Origin of the sequence: Nocardia altamirensis NBRC 108246, from assembly GCF_001612685.1 — a bacterium.
GTDB classification, from domain to species: Bacteria; Actinomycetota; Actinomycetes; order Mycobacteriales; family Mycobacteriaceae; genus Nocardia; species Nocardia altamirensis.
This window is the reverse complement of sequence record NZ_BDAY01000045.1, coordinates 67,765-85,430: the sequence shown is the minus strand read 5'-3', so window position 1 is coordinate 85,430 and position 17,666 is coordinate 67,765. Positions and strand designations below refer to the sequence as shown.

General features: G+C 67.3%; 17 protein-coding genes. 11 read left to right on the top strand and 6 right to left on the bottom strand.

Annotation, left to right across the window (positions count from 1 at the left end; all coding sequences use genetic code 11):
• Positions 1 to 6: 6 nt before the first annotated feature.
• Positions 7 to 1,560: a phytoene desaturase family protein gene (locus tag NA11_RS23375; protein WP_069164102.1), complete on the bottom strand. Its 1,554-nt coding sequence runs from the start codon at positions 1,558 to 1,560 to the stop codon at positions 7 to 9.
• A 151-nt stretch (positions 1,561 to 1,711) separates the two neighbouring features.
• Between NA11_RS23375 and NA11_RS23370 the strand changes: the two genes are divergently transcribed.
• On the top strand, positions 1,712 to 2,917 hold the full coding sequence (locus tag NA11_RS23370; protein ID WP_069164101.1) for an MFS transporter: 1,206 nt from the start codon (positions 1,712 to 1,714) through the stop codon (positions 2,915 to 2,917).
• An 83-nt stretch (positions 2,918 to 3,000) separates the two neighbouring features.
• On the opposite strand, the gene NA11_RS23365 is transcribed toward NA11_RS23370, so the two are convergent.
• On the bottom strand, positions 3,001 to 3,699 hold the full coding sequence (locus NA11_RS23365; protein ID WP_069164128.1) for a DUF8020 domain-containing protein: 699 nt from the start codon (positions 3,697 to 3,699) through the stop codon (positions 3,001 to 3,003).
• 85 nt (positions 3,700 to 3,784) lie between these two features.
• Positions 3,785 to 4,717, bottom strand: a complete 933-nt coding sequence (locus NA11_RS23360; protein WP_069164127.1) for a PDR/VanB family oxidoreductase — start codon at positions 4,715 to 4,717, stop codon at positions 3,785 to 3,787.
• A gap of 205 nt (positions 4,718 to 4,922) precedes the next feature.
• Here NA11_RS23360 and NA11_RS23355 point away from each other — a divergent pair, with 205 nt between their 5' ends.
• The 10 genes from NA11_RS23355 to NA11_RS23310 all read left to right on the top strand — a co-directional run bounded on the left by NA11_RS23355 (position 4,923) and on the right by NA11_RS23310 (position 14,788).
• Positions 4,923 to 6,080 (top strand): acyl-CoA dehydrogenase family protein, encoded by a 1,158-nt coding sequence (locus tag NA11_RS23355; protein WP_069164100.1) that lies wholly within the window; start codon positions 4,923 to 4,925, stop codon positions 6,078 to 6,080.
• 24 nt (positions 6,081 to 6,104) lie between these two features.
• Positions 6,105 to 6,629 (top strand): YiiD C-terminal domain-containing protein, encoded by a 525-nt coding sequence (locus tag NA11_RS23350; RefSeq protein WP_069164099.1) that lies wholly within the window; start codon positions 6,105 to 6,107, stop codon positions 6,627 to 6,629.
• A complete protein-coding gene (locus tag NA11_RS23345; protein WP_069164098.1) occupies positions 6,626 to 7,549 on the top strand; it encodes an alpha/beta hydrolase family protein in 924 nt (307 codons plus the stop codon). Before NA11_RS23350 ends, NA11_RS23345 begins: the two co-directional genes overlap by 4 nt.
• Positions 7,530 to 8,663 (top strand): ABC transporter ATP-binding protein, encoded by a 1,134-nt coding sequence (locus tag NA11_RS23340; RefSeq protein WP_069164097.1) that lies wholly within the window; start codon positions 7,530 to 7,532, stop codon positions 8,661 to 8,663. The genes NA11_RS23345 and NA11_RS23340 overlap by 20 nt, the downstream gene beginning before the upstream one ends.
• Before the next feature lie 49 nt (positions 8,664 to 8,712).
• The gene (locus NA11_RS23335; RefSeq protein ID WP_084654990.1) at positions 8,713 to 10,083 is read left to right on the top strand and encodes an ABC transporter substrate-binding protein; all 1,371 of its coding nucleotides are present in this window, start codon (positions 8,713 to 8,715) and stop codon (positions 10,081 to 10,083) included.
• Between the two features lie 11 nt (positions 10,084 to 10,094).
• Positions 10,095 to 10,952 carry a metallophosphoesterase family protein gene (locus NA11_RS23330; RefSeq protein WP_069164096.1) on the top strand — a complete coding sequence of 286 codons (858 nt, stop codon included), beginning with the start codon at positions 10,095 to 10,097 and terminating at the stop codon, positions 10,950 to 10,952.
• A 4-nt stretch (positions 10,953 to 10,956) separates the two neighbouring features.
• Positions 10,957 to 11,919 (top strand): carbohydrate ABC transporter permease, encoded by a 963-nt coding sequence (locus tag NA11_RS23325; RefSeq protein WP_141717783.1) that lies wholly within the window; start codon positions 10,957 to 10,959, stop codon positions 11,917 to 11,919.
• The gene (locus NA11_RS23320) at positions 11,909 to 12,721 is read left to right on the top strand and encodes a carbohydrate ABC transporter permease (RefSeq protein ID WP_069164095.1); all 813 of its coding nucleotides are present in this window, start codon (positions 11,909 to 11,911) and stop codon (positions 12,719 to 12,721) included. The genes NA11_RS23325 and NA11_RS23320 overlap by 11 nt, the downstream gene beginning before the upstream one ends.
• Before the next feature lie 202 nt (positions 12,722 to 12,923).
• A complete protein-coding gene (locus NA11_RS23315; RefSeq protein ID WP_245746102.1) occupies positions 12,924 to 14,102 on the top strand; it encodes a lipase family protein in 1,179 nt (392 codons plus the stop codon).
• Positions 14,099 to 14,788, top strand: coding sequence for a DUF998 domain-containing protein (locus NA11_RS23310; RefSeq protein WP_069164093.1), 690 nt, complete (start codon positions 14,099 to 14,101; stop codon positions 14,786 to 14,788). The genes NA11_RS23315 and NA11_RS23310 overlap by 4 nt, the downstream gene beginning before the upstream one ends.
• A gap of 74 nt (positions 14,789 to 14,862) precedes the next feature.
• On the opposite strand, the gene NA11_RS23305 is transcribed toward NA11_RS23310, so the two are convergent.
• The 3 genes from NA11_RS23305 to NA11_RS23295 all read right to left on the bottom strand — a co-directional run bounded on the left by NA11_RS23305 (position 14,863) and on the right by NA11_RS23295 (position 17,533).
• On the bottom strand, positions 14,863 to 15,429 hold the full coding sequence (locus NA11_RS23305; protein ID WP_141717782.1) for a hypothetical protein: 567 nt from the start codon (positions 15,427 to 15,429) through the stop codon (positions 14,863 to 14,865).
• Between the two features lie 261 nt (positions 15,430 to 15,690).
• A complete protein-coding gene (locus tag NA11_RS23300) occupies positions 15,691 to 16,431 on the bottom strand; it encodes a hypothetical protein (protein WP_069164091.1) in 741 nt (246 codons plus the stop codon).
• Positions 16,432 to 16,528: 97 nt separating this feature from the next.
• Positions 16,529 to 17,533 carry an acyl-ACP desaturase gene (locus NA11_RS23295; protein ID WP_069164090.1) on the bottom strand — a complete coding sequence of 335 codons (1,005 nt, stop codon included), beginning with the start codon at positions 17,531 to 17,533 and terminating at the stop codon, positions 16,529 to 16,531.
• Between the last annotated feature and the right edge of the window lie 133 nt (positions 17,534 to 17,666).

The window sequence follows — 17,666 nt, the reverse complement described above, 5'->3', positions numbered from 1 at the left end:
CCTGAACTACGGGCGCAGTTCGAGAACGGCCATGGCGGCATTGTGACCTGGAATGCCGCTGACCCCGCCGCCTCGGACTGCGCCCGCGCCGCACAGCAGGACGTTTGGGTGGCTGGTCGACACACCCCACCGCGTGGCCGGGTCGGTGTCCGCGTCGTCGGCCTGGAACGGAAATGCCAAGTCGCGGTGGAAGATGTGACCGCCGGGCAGGCCGACCTCGCGCTCGAGATCGAGCGGAGTCTTCGCCTCGAGGCACGGCTCGCCGTGCGCATCCACCGCGAGGCAGTCGCTGATCGGCTCGGCGAGCACCGAATCCAGTTGCGCAAGAGTTGCTTTCACCAGCGCATCCTTGGCCGCGACCGGATCCTTGGCGAAAAGCTTTGCCGGTGTGTGCAACCCGAACAACGTCAGCGTGTGCGCTCCTTGCGCGGCCAACTCCGGCGACAGGATCGACGGATCGGTCAGCGTGTGGCAGTAGATCTCCGACGGCGGCGCGGAAGGTATCCGGCCGATCGCCGCCTCACCGTAGGCCCGATCCAGCTGGGCGTAGGACTCGCCGATGTGAAAGGTCCCCGCGAAGGCCTCCGCCGGGTCGACCTCGGTATCACGCAACCGCGGTAGGCGCCGCAGCAACATGTTGACCTTCAGTTGCGCCCCTTCGGGTTTCGGCGGTTCCGGCGCGCCGAGCAGGCCCGCCAGCTGGTGCGGCGCCGCGTTCACCAGAACGTAGCCCGCACCCACCGCTCCACCCGCATAGCGCACTTCGGCAGTGCCACCGTCGGTCTCGATCGCGGTCACCTCGCAGTCGGTCACGATCTCCGCACCGGCGGTGCGCGCGGCCCCCGCCAGCGCGTCGGTGAGCGCGCCCATGCCACCGACCGGAACATCCCAGTCGCCGGTCCCGCCGCCGATCACGTGGTAGAGGAAGCACCGGTTCTGCCGCAGCGTCGCATCATGTGCGTGGGTGAACGTGCCGATCAACGCATCGGTGAGCACCACCCCACGCACCGTGTCGTCGGCGAACTCCGACTCGATGGTCTCCCCGAGCGGTCGCTCGAACAGCGCCGTCCACGCCACCGGATCGTCGACGACCCGCTCCAACTCGGCCCTCGACGGCAACGGCCGCGTCAACGTGGGAAACACCCGCTCGGCCAACCGCCCGGTTATCCCGTAAAACCGTTGCCACGCAACAAAATCCCGATCCGACCCGGTCAGCTCGACAAAGCTGGCCCTGGTCCGCGCTTCGGACCCGGTATCGACGAGCAGCCCACCCGACCCCACCGGCGTATACGACGAAATCCGCCGCCGCCGCGTCGCGAACCGCAGCCCCAATTCCTCGACAATCTGGCGGGGCAACAAACTCACCAAATACGAATACCGCGACAACCGCGCATCCACCCCGTCGAATACCCGCGCCGACACCGCAGCGCCGCCGGTATGCCCCTGCCGCTCCATAACCAGCACCGACCGCCCGGCCCGCGCCAGGTACGCGGCGGCCACCAACCCATTGTGGCCACCCCCCACAATCACCACGTCATACGACGACCGCGTCGGCTCCATTCGTCCTCGATAGCACGAATCCCCACCACCCGACACAGATACCGCCGAGAACACGCCGACCAGGAGCAAATTCATCCGATGACGGGACGCGCTACCGTGGTGGGGAACTCGATCGAGATGCCCAGCGGCGCACTGCATTAGGAGGATCGCCGTGACCTTCGGCGCTGGCGGCGACGCGGCGGTCGCCACCGTCCCCACCAGTTCGGCAAGCCGGGCGGCGCTCTGGTCGGTCCGGTTGACGTTCTTTCTCACCGGTGCACTGTTCGCGACCTGGGCGGCCCGAATACCGACGCTGAAGGATGAGCTCGGCCTCGACGATGCGGGCCTGGCCGCGGCGTTCGCTGGGCTGAATATCGGAGCGGTACTCGGCCTGCAAGCGGGCAAGCTCGTCACGCTGCGATTCGGCAGCCGGACGACGTTGCAGGTCGCGATGCCGCTCTTCGCGGTGTCACTGTCGAGTCTGCTGCTCGCGCGAAGCCTGCTCGGCCTGATCGTTGCGGTCGGCGCCTTCGCGGTGCTCAACAGCGTCGTCGATATCGCGATGAACGCGCACGGGGTGGCGATCGAGCAGGTGACAGGACGGCCGCTGCTGTCCGGGATTCACGCCTGCCACAGCCTCGGGGTGATCGGCGGCTCACTGGTCGGCGCCGGCGCGGAATACGTCGGCGCTACGCTCGCAAGCCATTTCGTCGGTGTTTCCGTCCTGGTCGCGGCGGCGGGCACCATCGGTGCGCGTCGACTGCTGCCATCGTCGATCGACCGAAGGCCGACGATCGGCACGCAGAACGGTCGGCCGACGCACACCTGGCGTTGGCCAGCCAGGCTGATCGTGCTCGGCGCGCTCGCCTTCTGCGTGGCACTGGCCGAGGGCTCCGCCAACGATTGGGTCGCGGTGTATCTGCGAGACGAGACCGGTGCCGACACCACCGTCGCGGCACTGGGATTCGCCCTTTTCGCGGGCGCCATGTTTGTCGGCAGGCTCGCGGGCGATCGGCTCGTGACCCGGTTCGGCCCGGTCCTGCCGTTTGCCGCGGGCACCATGGCGGCCGGGCTCGGGCTCGGCGCCGCCCTGCTGATCGGGGAGACGATCCCGGCGCTGGTCGGCTTGGTGCTGTTCGGCGCGGGCATCTCGTTCACGCTGCCGCTCACGTTCGCGGCAAGTGGTGCGGTGCCGGGGATTTCGACGGCTCGGGCGATCGCCAACGTGTCCATCCTCGGCTACCTCGGGTTCTTCACCGGTCCAGTGCTGATCGGCCTCGTCGCGCACGCGCACGGGTTGACCGCCGGCCTCGCCGTTCCGGTGCTGATCGTGCTGTTGGCGGCGATGGGCGCCGGTGCGCTGCGCCCGCGGCGTTGACATGCGAAGACCCCGTCCGGCCGTCGGGACCGGACGGGGTCGGGTGTCCCCCAGCGAACGCTTGCTGGGATCCTCCCCACTACCTACTTGGCCGGAGGAATAGACGGCTGGTTGATAGTGGAGAAGTACTGGATGGCCGCACCGATCGCGACCGGAGCGGTCACCAGGATCTGGCCGGCGACGACGCCGAGGGCGCCGACGGAGGCGATGCCGAACAGGCAGCCGACGGCCGCGGCCGGGATGAACGCGCCGAACAGGCCGATGATGGTGGCCATGGCCGCGATGGGGGCCATGATGCCGCCGAGGACACAGCCGACGGCCGCGCCGCCGAGACCACCGACGAGGGTGCCGATGGTGGCGCCCATGCTGATGGTGCTGGTGAGCCTGCTCCAGGCGGCCTGCTCACGGTCGTAGTCGGTCTTCCACGGCGCCTTGTCCTCGAAGGGCAGGGCAACCGGCTTGTAGGTCGCCTTGCTCATGTCGAACTGCGGGGTGAGCGTTGCCGTGTGGTCGGCGATGTTCGCGGCGATCGGGAACTCGAACTCGTCGACCCGGAACTTCAGCTCGGTGCCAGCGAGCACCGTGCCATCCGTTGCCTTGATCTTGAAGACACCGTCCTCGACGTCCATGGAGCCGCCGACGGTCTTGATAATGGTCTGCGTGTCGGTCGCGTTGGCCGTGAACTCGACCGCTTCCGAACTGCCGGGCTGCGCGGCGACGGTGCCGGCAGCGATCCCGACCGCGGCGGTGAGCCCTGCGGCCACCGCAACGATTTTCCTCATCGAATACTTTCTCTCTTCTCGGTTTTTCTTCAGATCGGGTACGTCGAGCGCACCCCATGCCGGCCGCGAAACACGCACCGGCAAGTCAGAGATCGAGGACGAGCACATCCGATCCGGCGCGGGACACGCACAGCATCATGGTGTTGCCGCGCGCCCGCTCCGCCGCGGTGAGAATCGAATCGCGATGGTCGATGTCGCCCGCGAGCACGGCGGTTTCGCAACTGCCGCAGGTGCCTTCGCGACACGAGGTGATGATGCTGACGCTGGCACCCTCGAGCACGTCGGCGATCGTCTGTTTGGCCCCGATCCGGAAGGTTCTTCCGCTGCTTGCCAATCGGACCTCGAAGGGCGCGTCGACAGCCGCCGCCACCGGGCGCGGCACGAACCGCTCGACATGGACGGACAGGCCGCGCCGAGCGCCCTCGGCTTCGACGGCCGCAAGCAACGGTTCCGGCCCGCAGCAGTAGACCGCGGCATCGCCCTGCTCCGCCATGATCTCGGCGAGCGGCAGCAGGCCGTGCTGATCCTGGGGCAGCAGCACAACATTCGGGTGCCGCTGCGCCAGCTCGTCGGCGAATGCCATGTGCGCCTTGGTCCGCCCGCCGTAGTGCAGCGACCAGTGCGCACCCGACGCCTCGGCGGCGGCGAGCATCGGCAAGATCGGGGTGATCCCGATACCGCCGGCGACGAACACGTACCTGTCTCGCGCCACCAGCTCGAAGTTGTTGCGCGGCACCGACACCTGCAGCTGCGCACCCGGAATCGCGGTCCGCCGCAGATGATCCGAGCCGCCGCGGCCCGCAGGCTCGTGCAGCACCGCGACCCGCCACCGGTCCGGCTCCCCCGGATCGCCGCACAGCGAATACTGACGGACACCCGCCGCGCCCACCGCCACATCGATGTGCGCCCCCGGCGTCCAGCCAGGCAACTCGCCGCCATCGACGGCCATCAGTTCGAGCGCGAACACACCCTCGGCTACCTCGTGGCGAGCCGACACCAGTACTGGAAACTCGGTCATCTCGTCTCCTGTATCCCGCGGGACTTCCCGCACCCAGTCGACGTCGTCCGTTCTCGCACGCCGCCTCCTGCGCCTGCATTCGTCATCGCGATCACCGTCGCGGACAACCCCCACCGGCACCGCAGACGAACGCGCAGTCGATTCGCACAATCGACGTTGACTATCGCCCCGACTCAGACGGCCCATCGGACCCGAAACTTGCGCCATGACCACTGTGGGGCAATTGGTGGACAAGACCACCCAGTTCATTCGTGACCAGGTCGTTCCGGTGGAACGCGAGGTCGTCGTCGACGGTCGGGTGATGGACGACGCGCTGCGTCTCGACCTGCAGAAAAAGGCCAAGGAGGCGGGCGTGTTCGGCCCGCTGTCCGATCCGCGCTACGGCGGGCTCGGCCTGGACACCCGCGCTCAGGCTCAGGTGCTCGAGGCCGCGGGCGCCAGCCTGCTCGGCCCGATCGCCGTGAACGCGTGGGCACCGGACGACGGCAACATCCATCTGCTCGCCCATGTGGCCAATGCCGAGCAACAGGAACGCTATCTCGCGCCGCTCGCCGCGGGCGATGTGCGGTCGGCGATCGCCATGACCGAACCCGCGCCGGGCGCAGGCTCGGACCCCGGCATGCTGCAGACGGTGGCCGAGGAGACCGACGGCGGCTGGGTCATCAACGGCGCCAAGCACTTCACCACCGGCGCGCAGGGCGCCGCCTTCACCATCTGCGTGGCCCGCACCGGCGACGGACCGACCATGTTCCTGGTGGACCAGGACAACCCCGGCCTGCGGGTCGGCCGCCGGATGCCGACACTCGACCACACGAGCGCGCCGGGCGGGCACTGCGAGGTCACCTTCGTCGACTGCGTCGTCCCGGATTCCGCCGTGCTCGGCGAGGTGGGCCAAGGCCTGGCGCTCGCACAGGTACGACTCGCCCCGTCCCGGCTGGTCTTCTGCATGAACTGGCTCGGCCTCGCGGTGCGCGCGCACCACCTGGCGATCGAACACATCAGCACCCGAACCTCTTTCGGTGTCCCGATCGCCGATCACGGCCTGGCCCAGGGCATGGTCGCGGACAACGAGATCGACATCGCCGCCGCCCGCGGCGTCATCCGCACCGCGGCCGAGACCATCGACGCGCAGGGGCCGACCGCCTCGCAGGCGCGCCACGACGCCTCGATCGCGAAAACCTTTGTTTCCGAGGCGGTCTGGCGGGTGCTCGACCGGGCCGTCCAGCTGCACGGCGGCCTCGGCGTCTGCGAGGACTACCTCGTCGCTCGATTCCTGGTGGAGGCCAGAGCCTTCCGCATCTACGAGGGGCCCTCCGAGGTCCTGCGTTGGTCCATTGCCCGCCGCGCACTGCGCAATCGCTGAAGACACCGCTGAAGGGAGCATCGCATGACCACCCGAGAAATCGCCGGATTCGCCGCCGCCTATCCCGAACTCGACGGCGCCGCCGTCGATTACGAATACCTGCGGGCCGTGTCGCAGGACATGGTGCCGTTCGGCCGCCACGTCGGCACCCGCATCACCGAGATCAGCGCCGAGCGGGCCGTTGTCGAGATCCCCGCCGTCGACGAGGTCCGTAACCACATGGGCACCGTGCATGCGGGCGCGCTGTTCACCGCCGCCGATATCGGCGGCGCCGCGGCGTTCGTCGGTGCGGCCGCGCCGCGGCTGGCCACCGTCGAGCGACTGGTGCTGCGGGCGGGCACCGCGTCCTACCGCAAACCCGCCATCGGCCGCATCCGCGCGATCGCCACCGTGGATCGGCGCGAGCTCGACGAGGTGCTCGCCGCCACCGTCTCGAACCGTTTCGAGCTGTCCGGCAAGGCAATGCTGGTCGACGACGGCGACGTGGTCGTCGCCAAGTTCACCTTCGACTACGTCTGCGACGTCACCATCGCGGAGTCGGACCGGTGACGACGGCGGCCCCCAAGAAGGGCTCGGAGTTCACCGCGCTCGAGTCAACGTCGGTCGAGACCAGCGACGGCGTCACCTTCACTGTCCGCTTCCTGCCGGGCAAGAAGACCGACGCGCCGGTGGTGCTGATCCTGCCCGCCATGGCGATGAAGGCGAAGAACTATCTGCTGCTCGCGAAAGAGCTGAATGCCCAAGGGCTTTCGGTCGCCACCTGCGATCTGCGGGCGCACGGCGAAGCACAGCCCGAACTCGGGTTGGCTCGCAACTTCGGCTACCGGGAGATGCTCGAGATCGACATGCCCGCGATCGTCGACGCGGTACGGCAACGCTTCCCCGAGGCGCCACTGCACCTGTTCGGGCACAGCCTGGGTGGGCAGGTTGCGCTGTTATTCACCGCCGCCGAACCCGACAAGGTCGCCGGGGTCACGGTCATCGGCACCGGCACGGTCTTCTGGTGGGCGTTCGGCGCGAAGCGCTGGTGGGAGGCGCTGAGCCAGATCCAGTGGATCGGACTGGTGTCGCGCTGGAAGGGCCACTGGCCCGGCGGCGTGCTGATCCCGGCCCCGATGCCGGGCGGTGTCATGCGTGACTGGGCGATGCACTCGCTGACCAGCTACTACCGGCCGAAAGGCGCTGTGCGACAGTACAACACGCTGTTGCGCAGGATGACGGCCCCGGTCCTGGTGATCTCGCTGTCCGACGACGTGCTCGGCCCCAAATCCAACGTCGACTTCCTGGTCTCCCGGATGCCGAACGCGCGCGTCACCCAGTGGCACGTCGACGAGGATTCGCCGATCGAGCACCGCGACCACTTCACCTGGGTCAAGGATTCGCCCGCACTCGCGGCACGCATCGCGACCTGGATCGTCGCCGGCGAACTGCCCGGCGGAGGAAAGACAGATGGCACGACTGCGGATTGACAAGGTGTCGAAGCAATTCGGCGCGACCTACGCGGTGCGCGAGGTGAGCCTCGACATCGCCGACGGCGAATTTCTGGTGCTACTCGGGCCGAGCGGCTGCGGCAAGTCCACGCTGCTGCGGATGATCGCGGGCCTGGAGGATCCGACCGACGGCCTGATCCTGTTGGACGACAACGACATCACGCACCGGGCGCCGCAACAGCGAGACCTGGCGATGGTGTTCCAGAGCTACGCGCTCTACCCGCACCTGACCGTCGCCAAGAACATCGGCTTCCCGCTGCGCGCCAGGCACACGCCGCGGGCGCGGATCGCCGAGCGGGTGGCCGAGGTGGCAGGCGTGCTCGGTCTCGACGAGTTGTTGCGGCGCAAGCCCGCGGCGCTGTCGGGCGGCCAGCGGCAGCGAGTCGCGTTGGCGCGGGCCATGGTTCGCGATCCCGGCGCCTTCCTGATGGACGAGCCGCTGTCCAACCTGGACGCCAAGCTGCGCAGCGCGACCCGCGCCGAGCTCATCGACCTGCACCGCAGGCTGGGCGCGACGTTCCTGTACGTCACCCACGACCAGGTCGAGGCGATGACCATGGCCGACCGGATCGCGCTGCTCAACGAGGGCAGGGTGGAGCAGGTCGGCACGCCGACCGAGCTGTACGACCGGCCGAGGTCCACCTTCGTCGCCGGGTTCCTCGGCGCACCGCCGATGAACCTGTTCCCCGGCGTCGTCACCGAGCGGGCGGGCAGGCTGTTCCTGGTCGCCGACGGTATCGACGCCGAATTGGCCATCACGGCAACGGATTTCGGCGGCGACGTCGAGGTCACCGCGGGCATCCGGCCCGAGCGGCTTCGCTTGGACGCGACCGCCGACGCCCTCCGCGGCCGGGTGAGCATGGTGGAGAACCTCGGTAGCGAGGAGCTCGTCCACTTCAGCACCGGCACCACCACCCTGTGTGCCCGTGCACCACGCCCCGCCGGCGTGCACGTCGACGAAAACATCGGGCTGCGTGTCGATCCCGCCGATATCCACCTGTTCCATCCCACCTCAGGCCTGCGCATGACCTGGCAGGAACCCGAACAGGATGTCCACCGCGACAGCACCGCCGAAGTCGTTGCCGTCGCCTGACTCGTGACAACGCCGTCCGACCCATTGAACACATGAGGAGAACCAGACCGTGAAACGCACCGCGCCCTTCCTGGGCATGGTGTTCGCCACCACCCTCGCGCTCAGCGCTTGTGGCGGACTCGGGAGCACCACCACCGATTCGAACTCCAGCACCGCCCAGATCCCGGAATTGAAGCCGGATCAGCAGGTGTCCATCGTGTTCGAGTCCTACAACTACGGACTCGCCGGAGCGTGGACCGACACCTTCAACACGCTGATCGCCGACTTCCGCACGAAGTTCCCGAACATCACGGTCACCGCGCAGAAGCCGCAAGGCAACAGCCCGAACCCGGCCACCGACACCATCTCCAGCATCCAGAACCAGATGGTCGCAGGCACCCCGCCGGATGTGGCGCAGCTCGGCTTCAGCGACCTGGACTACACCGTGCACCAGCTCGGCGCCAAGCCGCTGGACACGCTGGTCTCCAAGCAGGAGGTGCAGCGCAATTTCGACGGCGCCAAGCACCCGTACGCGCCGACCGCGCGCACCCTCACCGACTGGGACGGCCACACCTACGGTGTCCCCTTCGTCTTCTCGACCCCGGTGCTGTACTACAACGCCTCGCTGTTCACCGCGGCCGGATTGGATCCGGCGAAGCCGCCTGCCACCTGGCAGCAGGTGTCGGAGGCGGCCGCCGCGATCACCAAGTCCGGTAAGGACGGCATCTACGTCGACTGCCTGACCAAGACCGCCAAGGACTGGTGCTTCCAGTCGCTGGTCCGGTCCAACGGCGGCCGCGTCATCTCCGCCGACCGCAAGTCGCTGACCTTCGCCGACGCGCCCGTCGTCGAGGTCGCTCGGATGAATCAGCAGTTGGTCGAGGCGGGCAGCATGCCGAAGCTCAACCAGAAGCAGGGCTACGAGGCGTTCGCCCGCGGCGATATCGGCATGATCCTGGAGACCAGCGCGATCCAGGGCACGTTCACCGCGGGCGCCAAGGACAAGTGGGACCTGCGCGCCGCACCGATGCCGAGCTTCGCGGGCAAGCCGACGATTCCGACGAATTCCGGTGCGTCGCTGCACATTCTGTCCAACGACCCGGCCAAGCAGCGCGCGTCGTGGGAGCTGATCAAGTTCCTCACCAGCGAGGCGGCCTACACCAAGATCTCGCAAGGCATCGGCTACCTGCCACTGCGCACCGGGTTGATGGACGACCCGAACGGGTTGAAGGACTGGTCGGCGAAGAACCCACTGCTGCAACCGAATGTCGCGCAACTGGCGAGCATGGAGCCGTGGGTTTCCATGCCGGGCAGCAACTATCTGCAGATCCGCGACGGCATGATGGACGCGGTCGAGGCAATCGTGTTCCAGGGCAAGGATCCGCAGTCCACCTTGACCGCCGCCCGTGACCAGGGCGCCAAACTCCTGCCGCAGCCATGAGTGAGCCGACGATGGAAACAGTCACGATCGTCCAGCTGACCGACACGCACATCCGGCCCGTCGGTGAGCGGGTGCACGGCATGATCGACACCTACGCGAATCTCACCCATGTGCTGCAACAGCTTCGGGCGTCCGGCCGGCGCATCGACGCGCTGGTGCTCTCCGGTGACCTGACCGACACCGGGTGCCCCGAGGCGTACCGGCGGCTGCGGGACGCCGTCGATCCGGTCGCCGCGGAGCTCGGCGCGCAGGCGATCTATGTGATGGGCAATCACGACGAGCGCACCGCGTTCGGCGCCGAGCTGCTCGGAATAGATTCCGCCACCGCGGATCCCGACGCCACCCACGATCACGTGTTCGAGGTTGCCGGGGTGCGGGTCATCGCATTGGACAGCACGACGCCGCGCCGCCACGACGGCAGGCTGGAGCCGCATCAGCTGGACTGGCTTGCCGATCAGCTGCGCGAACCCGCGCAGCACGGCACGCTGCTCGTGCTGCACCACCCGCCGATCCGCTCGCCCATCGCGGCCACCGAGTACCTCCGGCTCGAGCAGCCGGAACTGCTCGAAGAGGTGATCGCGGGATCCGATGTGCGGCTGATCATCTGCGGGCACAACCACCTGACCGGCGCCGCCGCGCTCGGCGGCGTCCCGGTCTGGATCGGACCCGCGCTGTCGTATCGGATCGATCCGATGGCACCGGTCGGTCGGCACCGCGGGTTGGTCGGGTTCGGCTACAGCCGGATCGACCTCTTCGGTTCGACCATGGTGGCCACCGCCATCGAGGCGACGCCCGCCGAAATGGTGTACGACAGAGCGGAACAGGACGTGCTCGAGCAGCTCGCCGCGTTGTCGGCGGAGACCAGGTAGGTCGATGTTCGTCATCGAAGCTCCGCGCGCTACCGAGGCAGCGGCCGAACCGGTCGCTGCCGCGGTGCCGCCCTCGCCCCGCCTCGCCCGGTTCCGCCGGGCGGGGCGGTTCGTGGTGCCGTACCTGTATCTGGCGCCCGCGTTGTTCCTGCTCGTCGTGTGGACCTATCGGCCGCTGGTGCAGGCGGTCGAATTGTCCACGTACTCATGGAATCTGCTGCCGACCTCGCCGATGAAATCGGTGGGCACCGGCAATTACGAGCGGCTGATGGAGCTGCCCGCCTTCTGGAATTCGATCGGGCGCACCGGCGCGCTCATCGCGGGCATGCTGCCGTTCACCGTGCTGCTTCCGCTGGTCATCGCCCTGGCGAGCAAGCGTGTGCACGGCAGGGCCAGAACGATCTACCAGGCCTTCATCTTCGTGCCGTTCCTCGTCGCGCCCGTCGCGGCGGCCGCGGTCTGGCGCTGGCTGCTGCATCCCGGCGGCGGGTTCGTCGGCGAGCTGCTCGGCTCCAAGCACAACTGGGTCTATGACGCGAGTACCGCGCACGCGGTGATCATCGGGATCACCGGGTGGCAGCTGCTCGGGTTCTCGGTGCTGGTGGTGTGGGCCGGATTGGCAGGCATCAGTGGCGATTACGACGAGGCCGCCCAGGTCGACGGCGCGAGCCCGGGACAGATCCGGCGCTGGATCACGCTGCCGCTGCTCTCGCCCACCGTGATGTTCCTCGTGCTCACCACTGTCTTGCTCAGTCCCATCCTGACCTTCCCGCTCATCGATTCGATGACGCAGGGCGGTCCGTCGCAGTCGACCACGAACATCTATTACCTGTTGTGGGACTACGCCTTCCACAGTTTCGACGCCGGGCTCAGCGCGGCCGCGGGCGTGCTGTTGTTCGCCGGATTCGGCGTGCTCGCCGGGGTGCTGGTGTGGATCTCGGAAAAGGTTGCCTTCCATGATGATTGACCGACTTCGGACCGCGGGCAGTCACGTGCTGCTCGCGGTCACCGCCGTGGTGTGTGTGTTTCCGATCTACTGGCTGTTCGCCACCTCGCTGCGGCGGCCGGAGGACGTCACCTCGCTGTCGCCGATCCCGTGGCCGATCTCGATCGCCAACTACACGGATGCGGCACAGAAGGTCGATGTCCTCGGATTGATCGGCAACACCTTCTTCATCGCCGCCCTGTCCGCCGTCGCCCAACTGCTCATCGCCTTGCTGGCGTCCTACGCGTTCGCGATGTACACGTTCCCGTTCCAAAAGGTCCTGTATCTGGCGTTTGTCGGGACCTGGCTGGTGCCGTTCCAGGTGACGATGCTGCCGAACTATGTGCTGCTCACCAAGCTCGGCCTGATCAACTCGCTGATCGGTGTCGTGCTGCCAACCCTGTGCTCGGCGCTTGCGGTGCTGATGTTGCGTCAGCACATGGCGAGCTTCCCCAAGGAGCTGGTCGCGGCCGCCAAGATCGACGGGCGCTCCTCGTGGTCGATCCTCTGGACCGTTGTCGTGCCCAACCTGCGGCCAGCCCTGGCCGCGCTCGGCATCCTGCTGTTCATCAACGCATGGAACGAATACTTCTGGCCCGCCGTCGTGCTGCGCCAATCGAACAGCGTGCTGCAACTCGGCCTGCGCAGTTTCATGGGCACCGAGGGTGACCAGTGGGGGCCGATGATGGCGCTGGCGAGCCTGGCGTGTCTGCCCGTGCTGGTGATGTATCTGTTGTTGCAGCGCCACATCGTCAACGCGTTCGTGCGGTCGGGGTTGAAGTAGGGTCCCGGTTACGAATCGGTTCACAATCTGAGATTCCAGTCACTCACCGGTGCACGACTGTCGTTCGCCCGACATTCTGATCTTGCCGAGCCATGGCCCCGAGCAGCATAAATGCGACCGACCGTCCGGTCGCCTACCGCCGGGGCCGTGGCGATGAGGGGTCGAAACCGGTGCGCAGCAGAGTCGAAGGAGCGAGTTGATCGTGCGACCGAAGAGGACACTGACCGGGATATCACTGGCGGCAGTGGCGACGCTGTTGCTCGCGGCGAGCTGCGGATCCGCCGAGGACACCGCGGGCACCGAACCGGTGCAGCGGCCTGGCACGCTCCTCATGCAGCGGCCGTTGACCAACGGCGGTCCGCTGATCTCCGCGGTCACCGGGTCGGCCACCTACATTCGCTACCTTTCCACCGCACCGGACACATCGACCATCGAGGTGTCCGGCGCGGTGTACCTGCCGAAAGGCACACCGCCGGAAGGCGGTTGGCCGCTGGTCGCGTACGGGCACGGCACCACCGGCGTCGCCGACGAGTGCGCGCCGACGAACTCGCCGGGGCTCTACGGCAACGACACCACCGTCTCGAAGTTGCTCGAGGATCACCGAGCGGTCGTGATGACCAACTATCAGGGCCTCGACGGCCCCGGCGGCGCGCCGTACCTCGATGCCGCGTCCTCCGGATACGACGTGCTCGACTCGGTCCGTGCCGCACAGGCACTCGACCTTCCGGTCACCAAGGACGTCGTTCTCGTCGGGCTCTCCCAGGGCGGTCGCGCCACCGAGTCCGCGGCCGAGACGGCCAAAACCTATGCGCCCGAACTGAAGATCCTCGGCAACGTGCTGCTCTCGCCTGCGCTGCGCAGCGAACTGGCGCAGGCCGCGCAGGCGCAGACCTTGACCGTCGGCCAGTACTTGCTGCTGCCCTACCTGGTGGCGGCCGTGCGCTACGGCGACCCGGACTACTCGTTCGACAAGGTGTTGCACGAGCCGCTGCTCTCGGCCGCACCGCGGCTGGAGGGCCTGTGCACCGGTCAATCGACGCTGCACGACTTCGCCGTCGGCCAGTCCGCGACACCGGCCGCCGCCCAGTTCGTCGACGACGCCGCACGCGCCGCGCTCGCGGACTACGAGTCCGGCGGAAACCTGCCCAAGATCGCGTCCGACATCCCGACTTTCATCTCCCGCGGCGACAAGGACGATCTCGTCAACACCGAGTGGGCCAACCAGGCCGTCGCCGAAATGTGCACTCTCGGCACGAATCTCGTGGACACCGTGCTGCCAGGCGGCCATGAAGCCTGGCGGGCGCGTGGCGACCTCGTAGCACATTGGATCACCGACCGTTTCGCGGGCAAGCCCGTCCCGGCCACCACCTGCCGCCGGTGATCGCCCGCCTGAAAACCGGTGCGGTCCTGCTGATCCTGACGGTTTCCTACTTCATCGTTCAGCTGATCGTCGCATCCCGCTGGCCGGAACCCAACGGCTACAGCTGGGCCGACAACATGATCAGCGACCTCGGTGTCCCCGAATGTCTCGGCGACATGCACCAATACGGTCTCCACCCGTCCCGGTACATCTGTTCCCCCTGGCACGCCACCATGTCCACCGAGTTCGTCTTGCTCGGCGTCCTGCTCGTCGCCGCCACCTTCCTCCTCACCCCGTTGCTCCCCAAATCCCCACTCGCCCGGGCGATCCCCTACCTCGCGCTCCTCAACTGCCTCGGCATCGTCCTGGTCGGCACCTTCCCAGGCAGCGCCGACGAATTCCCCGGCGACCACCAGCTCCGCATCATCCTCCACCCCACCGGCGCTTACCTCGAACTCCTCACCGGCCTAGCGATCATGATCATCGCCGCCCGCGTCTTCCCGGCCAACCGCCCCTACACCACAGTCACGATCGTCCTGATCATCCTCACCCTCATCGGCATGATCGCCAGCCTCGCCCCCAACCACCTCGGCCTCGGCGGCGGAACAGCCGAACGCCTAGCCCTCGACCCCTTCGTCTGGTGGCGAATCTTCACCGGCATCTACATCCTCGCCGCCCTACCCCGCCTCCACCGAACAGCCTCGTGACCAACGCTTTCCGCTAGCCCATCGGGGAGCAGGCCCGTCCCGCCGACGAACATTCGGGGCACCGTGCCCCCGGCTCAGCTCGCGGCGAGGACCGCAGCATCGACATACCGTGGATCGCGGGTGATCGCTGCGAACCTCGACCCGCCTTCGGCGCCAACCGTTTCCTCCACCTCGGCCAACCGGACCAGCAAATCGAAGTAGCTCGCCTCGGCCGTCCGCAACTCCGCGATCGTTGCGGTGAGATCGAGATCGGCGGCGAACCGCGCCCCGTCGACACCCACCGACAGCGTCGCCAGCCATCCGCCCGAATCGGCCGCGAACATCGACCCGCTGGTCTCGGCCCAGAACAACACCACGCTCGGCGCCACGTCGGAGCTCAACCGCCCTGCCGCGGCGAGCATCACCAGCGCGGTATAGACGTTCGACTCACAGAACCCGAAGTGCATCAAATACGCCTCGAGCGCCCCCTCCCGATACCTCAACACGTATGTCAGCCCACCGGTGTCCTCCCCGAAACAGTCGGCGAAATACCCCCGAGGCGTAATCCCCGCCTCCGCCTGCCCCCAATCCGGCGCCTTACCGTCCCAGAACCACCCGTCATACATCGCGCCGTGATTCTCGATAACCTCCGATCCCGACACAGGTGTCTCCAACCACTGCTCGAACCCCTCCCGCCCCATGGGAATTCGAGCAGCAACAACAAACGTGTCCGACACAACCGGCTCCTCATCGATCTCAACGGCGCGCCAACCATACCGGGCACAGGCGCCATCCTAAGATCTCACCGCCCCACCTTCACCGCGCGGCACACGACGTGTGCTTGGCCGGTATCGCCCGAAATACACTGCTGGACAGTTGATCACCGGGAACTGAGGCAACTGGCCTCTCGACCGATGCCGCCGTCAGTTCCCACTGAGCAGCCGACCAGGAGCGGTCGGTGTGCGGGGAGGGTAGATGGGGTCGGGGTGGTGGCCGAACAGGTAGGCGCGGAAGGCTCGCAGGTACTGGTCCTGCTGCTGTTGATCAAGGAAGGTGGTCGTCGTCGGGTCGAACCAATTGTCGGGCGCCGGGCGTCGTGCGATCACGTAGTCGAGGGCTTCGCGCACCATGTCGCCATAACTCGGCTCCTTGGTGATGGCGGCGCGCAGTTCGGGTGCGTACCGCCACATCTGGTCTCCCAGATGGGCGTAGGGCATGTTCCCGACCGGCCACAGCAGACTGTCGACATACGGAATCTCGTCCCACCACAGCGGCAGAGGGTCAGGCCGCATGCTCGCCCCCGGCTGTGTCGGTGAATCCGTGCGGGGTTTCGGGCCGAAGGCGGGTGCGGCGGGATTTCGGTCGACGCCGCGGGGGCGCCACGTGGGCCCGGTGCGGAGGTTGCTTGGCGGATACCAGACGCCTCGCCAGACGGGGACCCCGAGAGTGGGCGGGTTCACGGGGAGTTTCTCCGCGAGCGAGATATCGACCGTGATCCTGCGCACGGGGGGCAGTTCCGTGTCGTACGGGAGCAGATCCGCCACCATCGACAGGCAATCCCGCTCGTCGAATCCGGTCACACCAACGCCAGGGGGCAGCAGTGGCCAGGAGAATGATCCGTTCGCCAGATCGAATTCGATCCAGAACCGCCGGACCGTGGACATACGCGCCCTCCTCCCCGAGCCCCTTGCCGCCGAGCGCTTGTCACGCAGAATGCGTCGGCGCCGATGAAGGACGCCGACGCACTCGGTGCCGGCGAACTCAGACCAGGGTGGTGGTCAATGCCGAGGAGTCGCGGCGGCTGGCTTGCCTGGCGGCGATGCGGTCGCGGCGTTCCTCGAACTTGAGCATGTCGCGCTCGTATTTGGCCAGGAAGTCGGCGAGCTTCTCGCGGGTCTGTTCGCCCTCTGCGGTGAAGTCGGTGCGCTCGAAGATCTTCCAGATGCGCAGGACCGGCATCACCACGTCCTCGAGATGCTGGCGCATGTCGTAGATCCCGTGCTTGGCCATCAGCGCGCCGTACCTGCGGAAGTTCGGGTTCTCCGCGCCGGGCATCTGGAAGTTCATCAGAATGAGCGAGATCGCTTCCAGCGCCTGGTCCGGCGCCAGATCCAGCGCGGCGCCACACATGTTCCGGTAGAAGATCATGTGCAGGTTCTCGTCGGCCGCGATGCGCTGCAGCATCTTGTCGGCGATCGCGTCATTGCACACGCGGCCGGTGTTGCGGTGGCTGAGCCGGGTGGCCAGTTCCTGGAAGGTCACGTAGGCGACGCCGAGCATGAACCCGGCCTCGGGAATGCTGCTGGTGTCGACGACCGCATCCTGCGCCATGGACAGCGGGTCGAAACCGGTGGTCATCGCCGCCATCCTGGCGCGCTCCAGCTCCACCGGATCGACACCGCGGGTGACGACCAGATAGTCCCGCATGACGATCCCGTGCCGGTTCTCCTCGGCAGTCCAGCGCCCGACCCAGGTCCCCCACGCACCGTCTTGCGAGAAGTTCTCGGCGATCACCCGGTGGTAGGACGGCAGGTTGTCCTCGGTGAGCAGGTTGGTGATCATGGCCGCCTTGGCGACGTCGGACAGCTGCGACTGCTCCGGATCCCAGTCGACTCCGCCCATCGCGGCGAAGTTGCGGCCCTCGTCCCACGGCACGTAATCGTGCGGATGCCACTCCTTCGCCATCGACAGGTGCCGGTGCACATTGGCCTCGGCAACCGGCTCGAGCTCCCTCAGCAGCTCGAGCTGGGTGAGACGTCGCCCCATTTCCGTTACCCCTCAGTCTGTTTGGCTAACTTCAGCGCAGGACCGAGTGGGTCCGTCGGCGCGATAACCTCCGCGAGCCTACGGATCCGTAGGTGGCAAATCAACCAGCGACTGTTGCGCAGGATGCACCACT

What these genes read in the sequence shown, in the direction of transcription:
- NA11_RS23355 (WP_069164100.1), top strand. Translation starts at nt 4,923, where the DNA reads ATGACCACTGTGGGGCAATTGGTGGACAAGACCACCCAGTTCATTCGT.
- NA11_RS23330 (WP_069164096.1), top strand. Translation starts at nt 10,095, where the DNA reads ATGGAAACAGTCACGATCGTCCAGCTGACCGACACGCACATCCGGCCC.
- NA11_RS23350 (WP_069164099.1), top strand. Translation starts at nt 6,105, where the DNA reads ATGACCACCCGAGAAATCGCCGGATTCGCCGCCGCCTATCCCGAACTC.
- NA11_RS23360 (WP_069164127.1), bottom strand. Translation starts at nt 4,717, where the DNA reads ATGACCGAGTTTCCAGTACTGGTGTCGGCTCGCCACGAGGTAGCCGAG.
- NA11_RS23340 (WP_069164097.1), top strand. Translation starts at nt 7,530, where the DNA reads ATGGCACGACTGCGGATTGACAAGGTGTCGAAGCAATTCGGCGCGACC.
- NA11_RS23320 (WP_069164095.1), top strand. Translation starts at nt 11,909, where the DNA reads ATGATGATTGACCGACTTCGGACCGCGGGCAGTCACGTGCTGCTCGCG.
- NA11_RS23300 (WP_069164091.1), bottom strand. Translation starts at nt 16,431, where the DNA reads ATGTCCACGGTCCGGCGGTTCTGGATCGAATTCGATCTGGCGAACGGA.
- NA11_RS23365 (WP_069164128.1), bottom strand. Translation starts at nt 3,699, where the DNA reads ATGAGGAAAATCGTTGCGGTGGCCGCAGGGCTCACCGCCGCGGTCGGG.
- NA11_RS23295 (WP_069164090.1), bottom strand. Translation starts at nt 17,533, where the DNA reads ATGGGGCGACGTCTCACCCAGCTCGAGCTGCTGAGGGAGCTCGAGCCG.
- NA11_RS23325 (WP_141717783.1), top strand. Translation starts at nt 10,957, where the DNA reads ATGTTCGTCATCGAAGCTCCGCGCGCTACCGAGGCAGCGGCCGAACCG.
- NA11_RS23375 (WP_069164102.1), bottom strand. Translation starts at nt 1,560, where the DNA reads ATGGAGCCGACGCGGTCGTCGTATGACGTGGTGATTGTGGGGGGTGGC.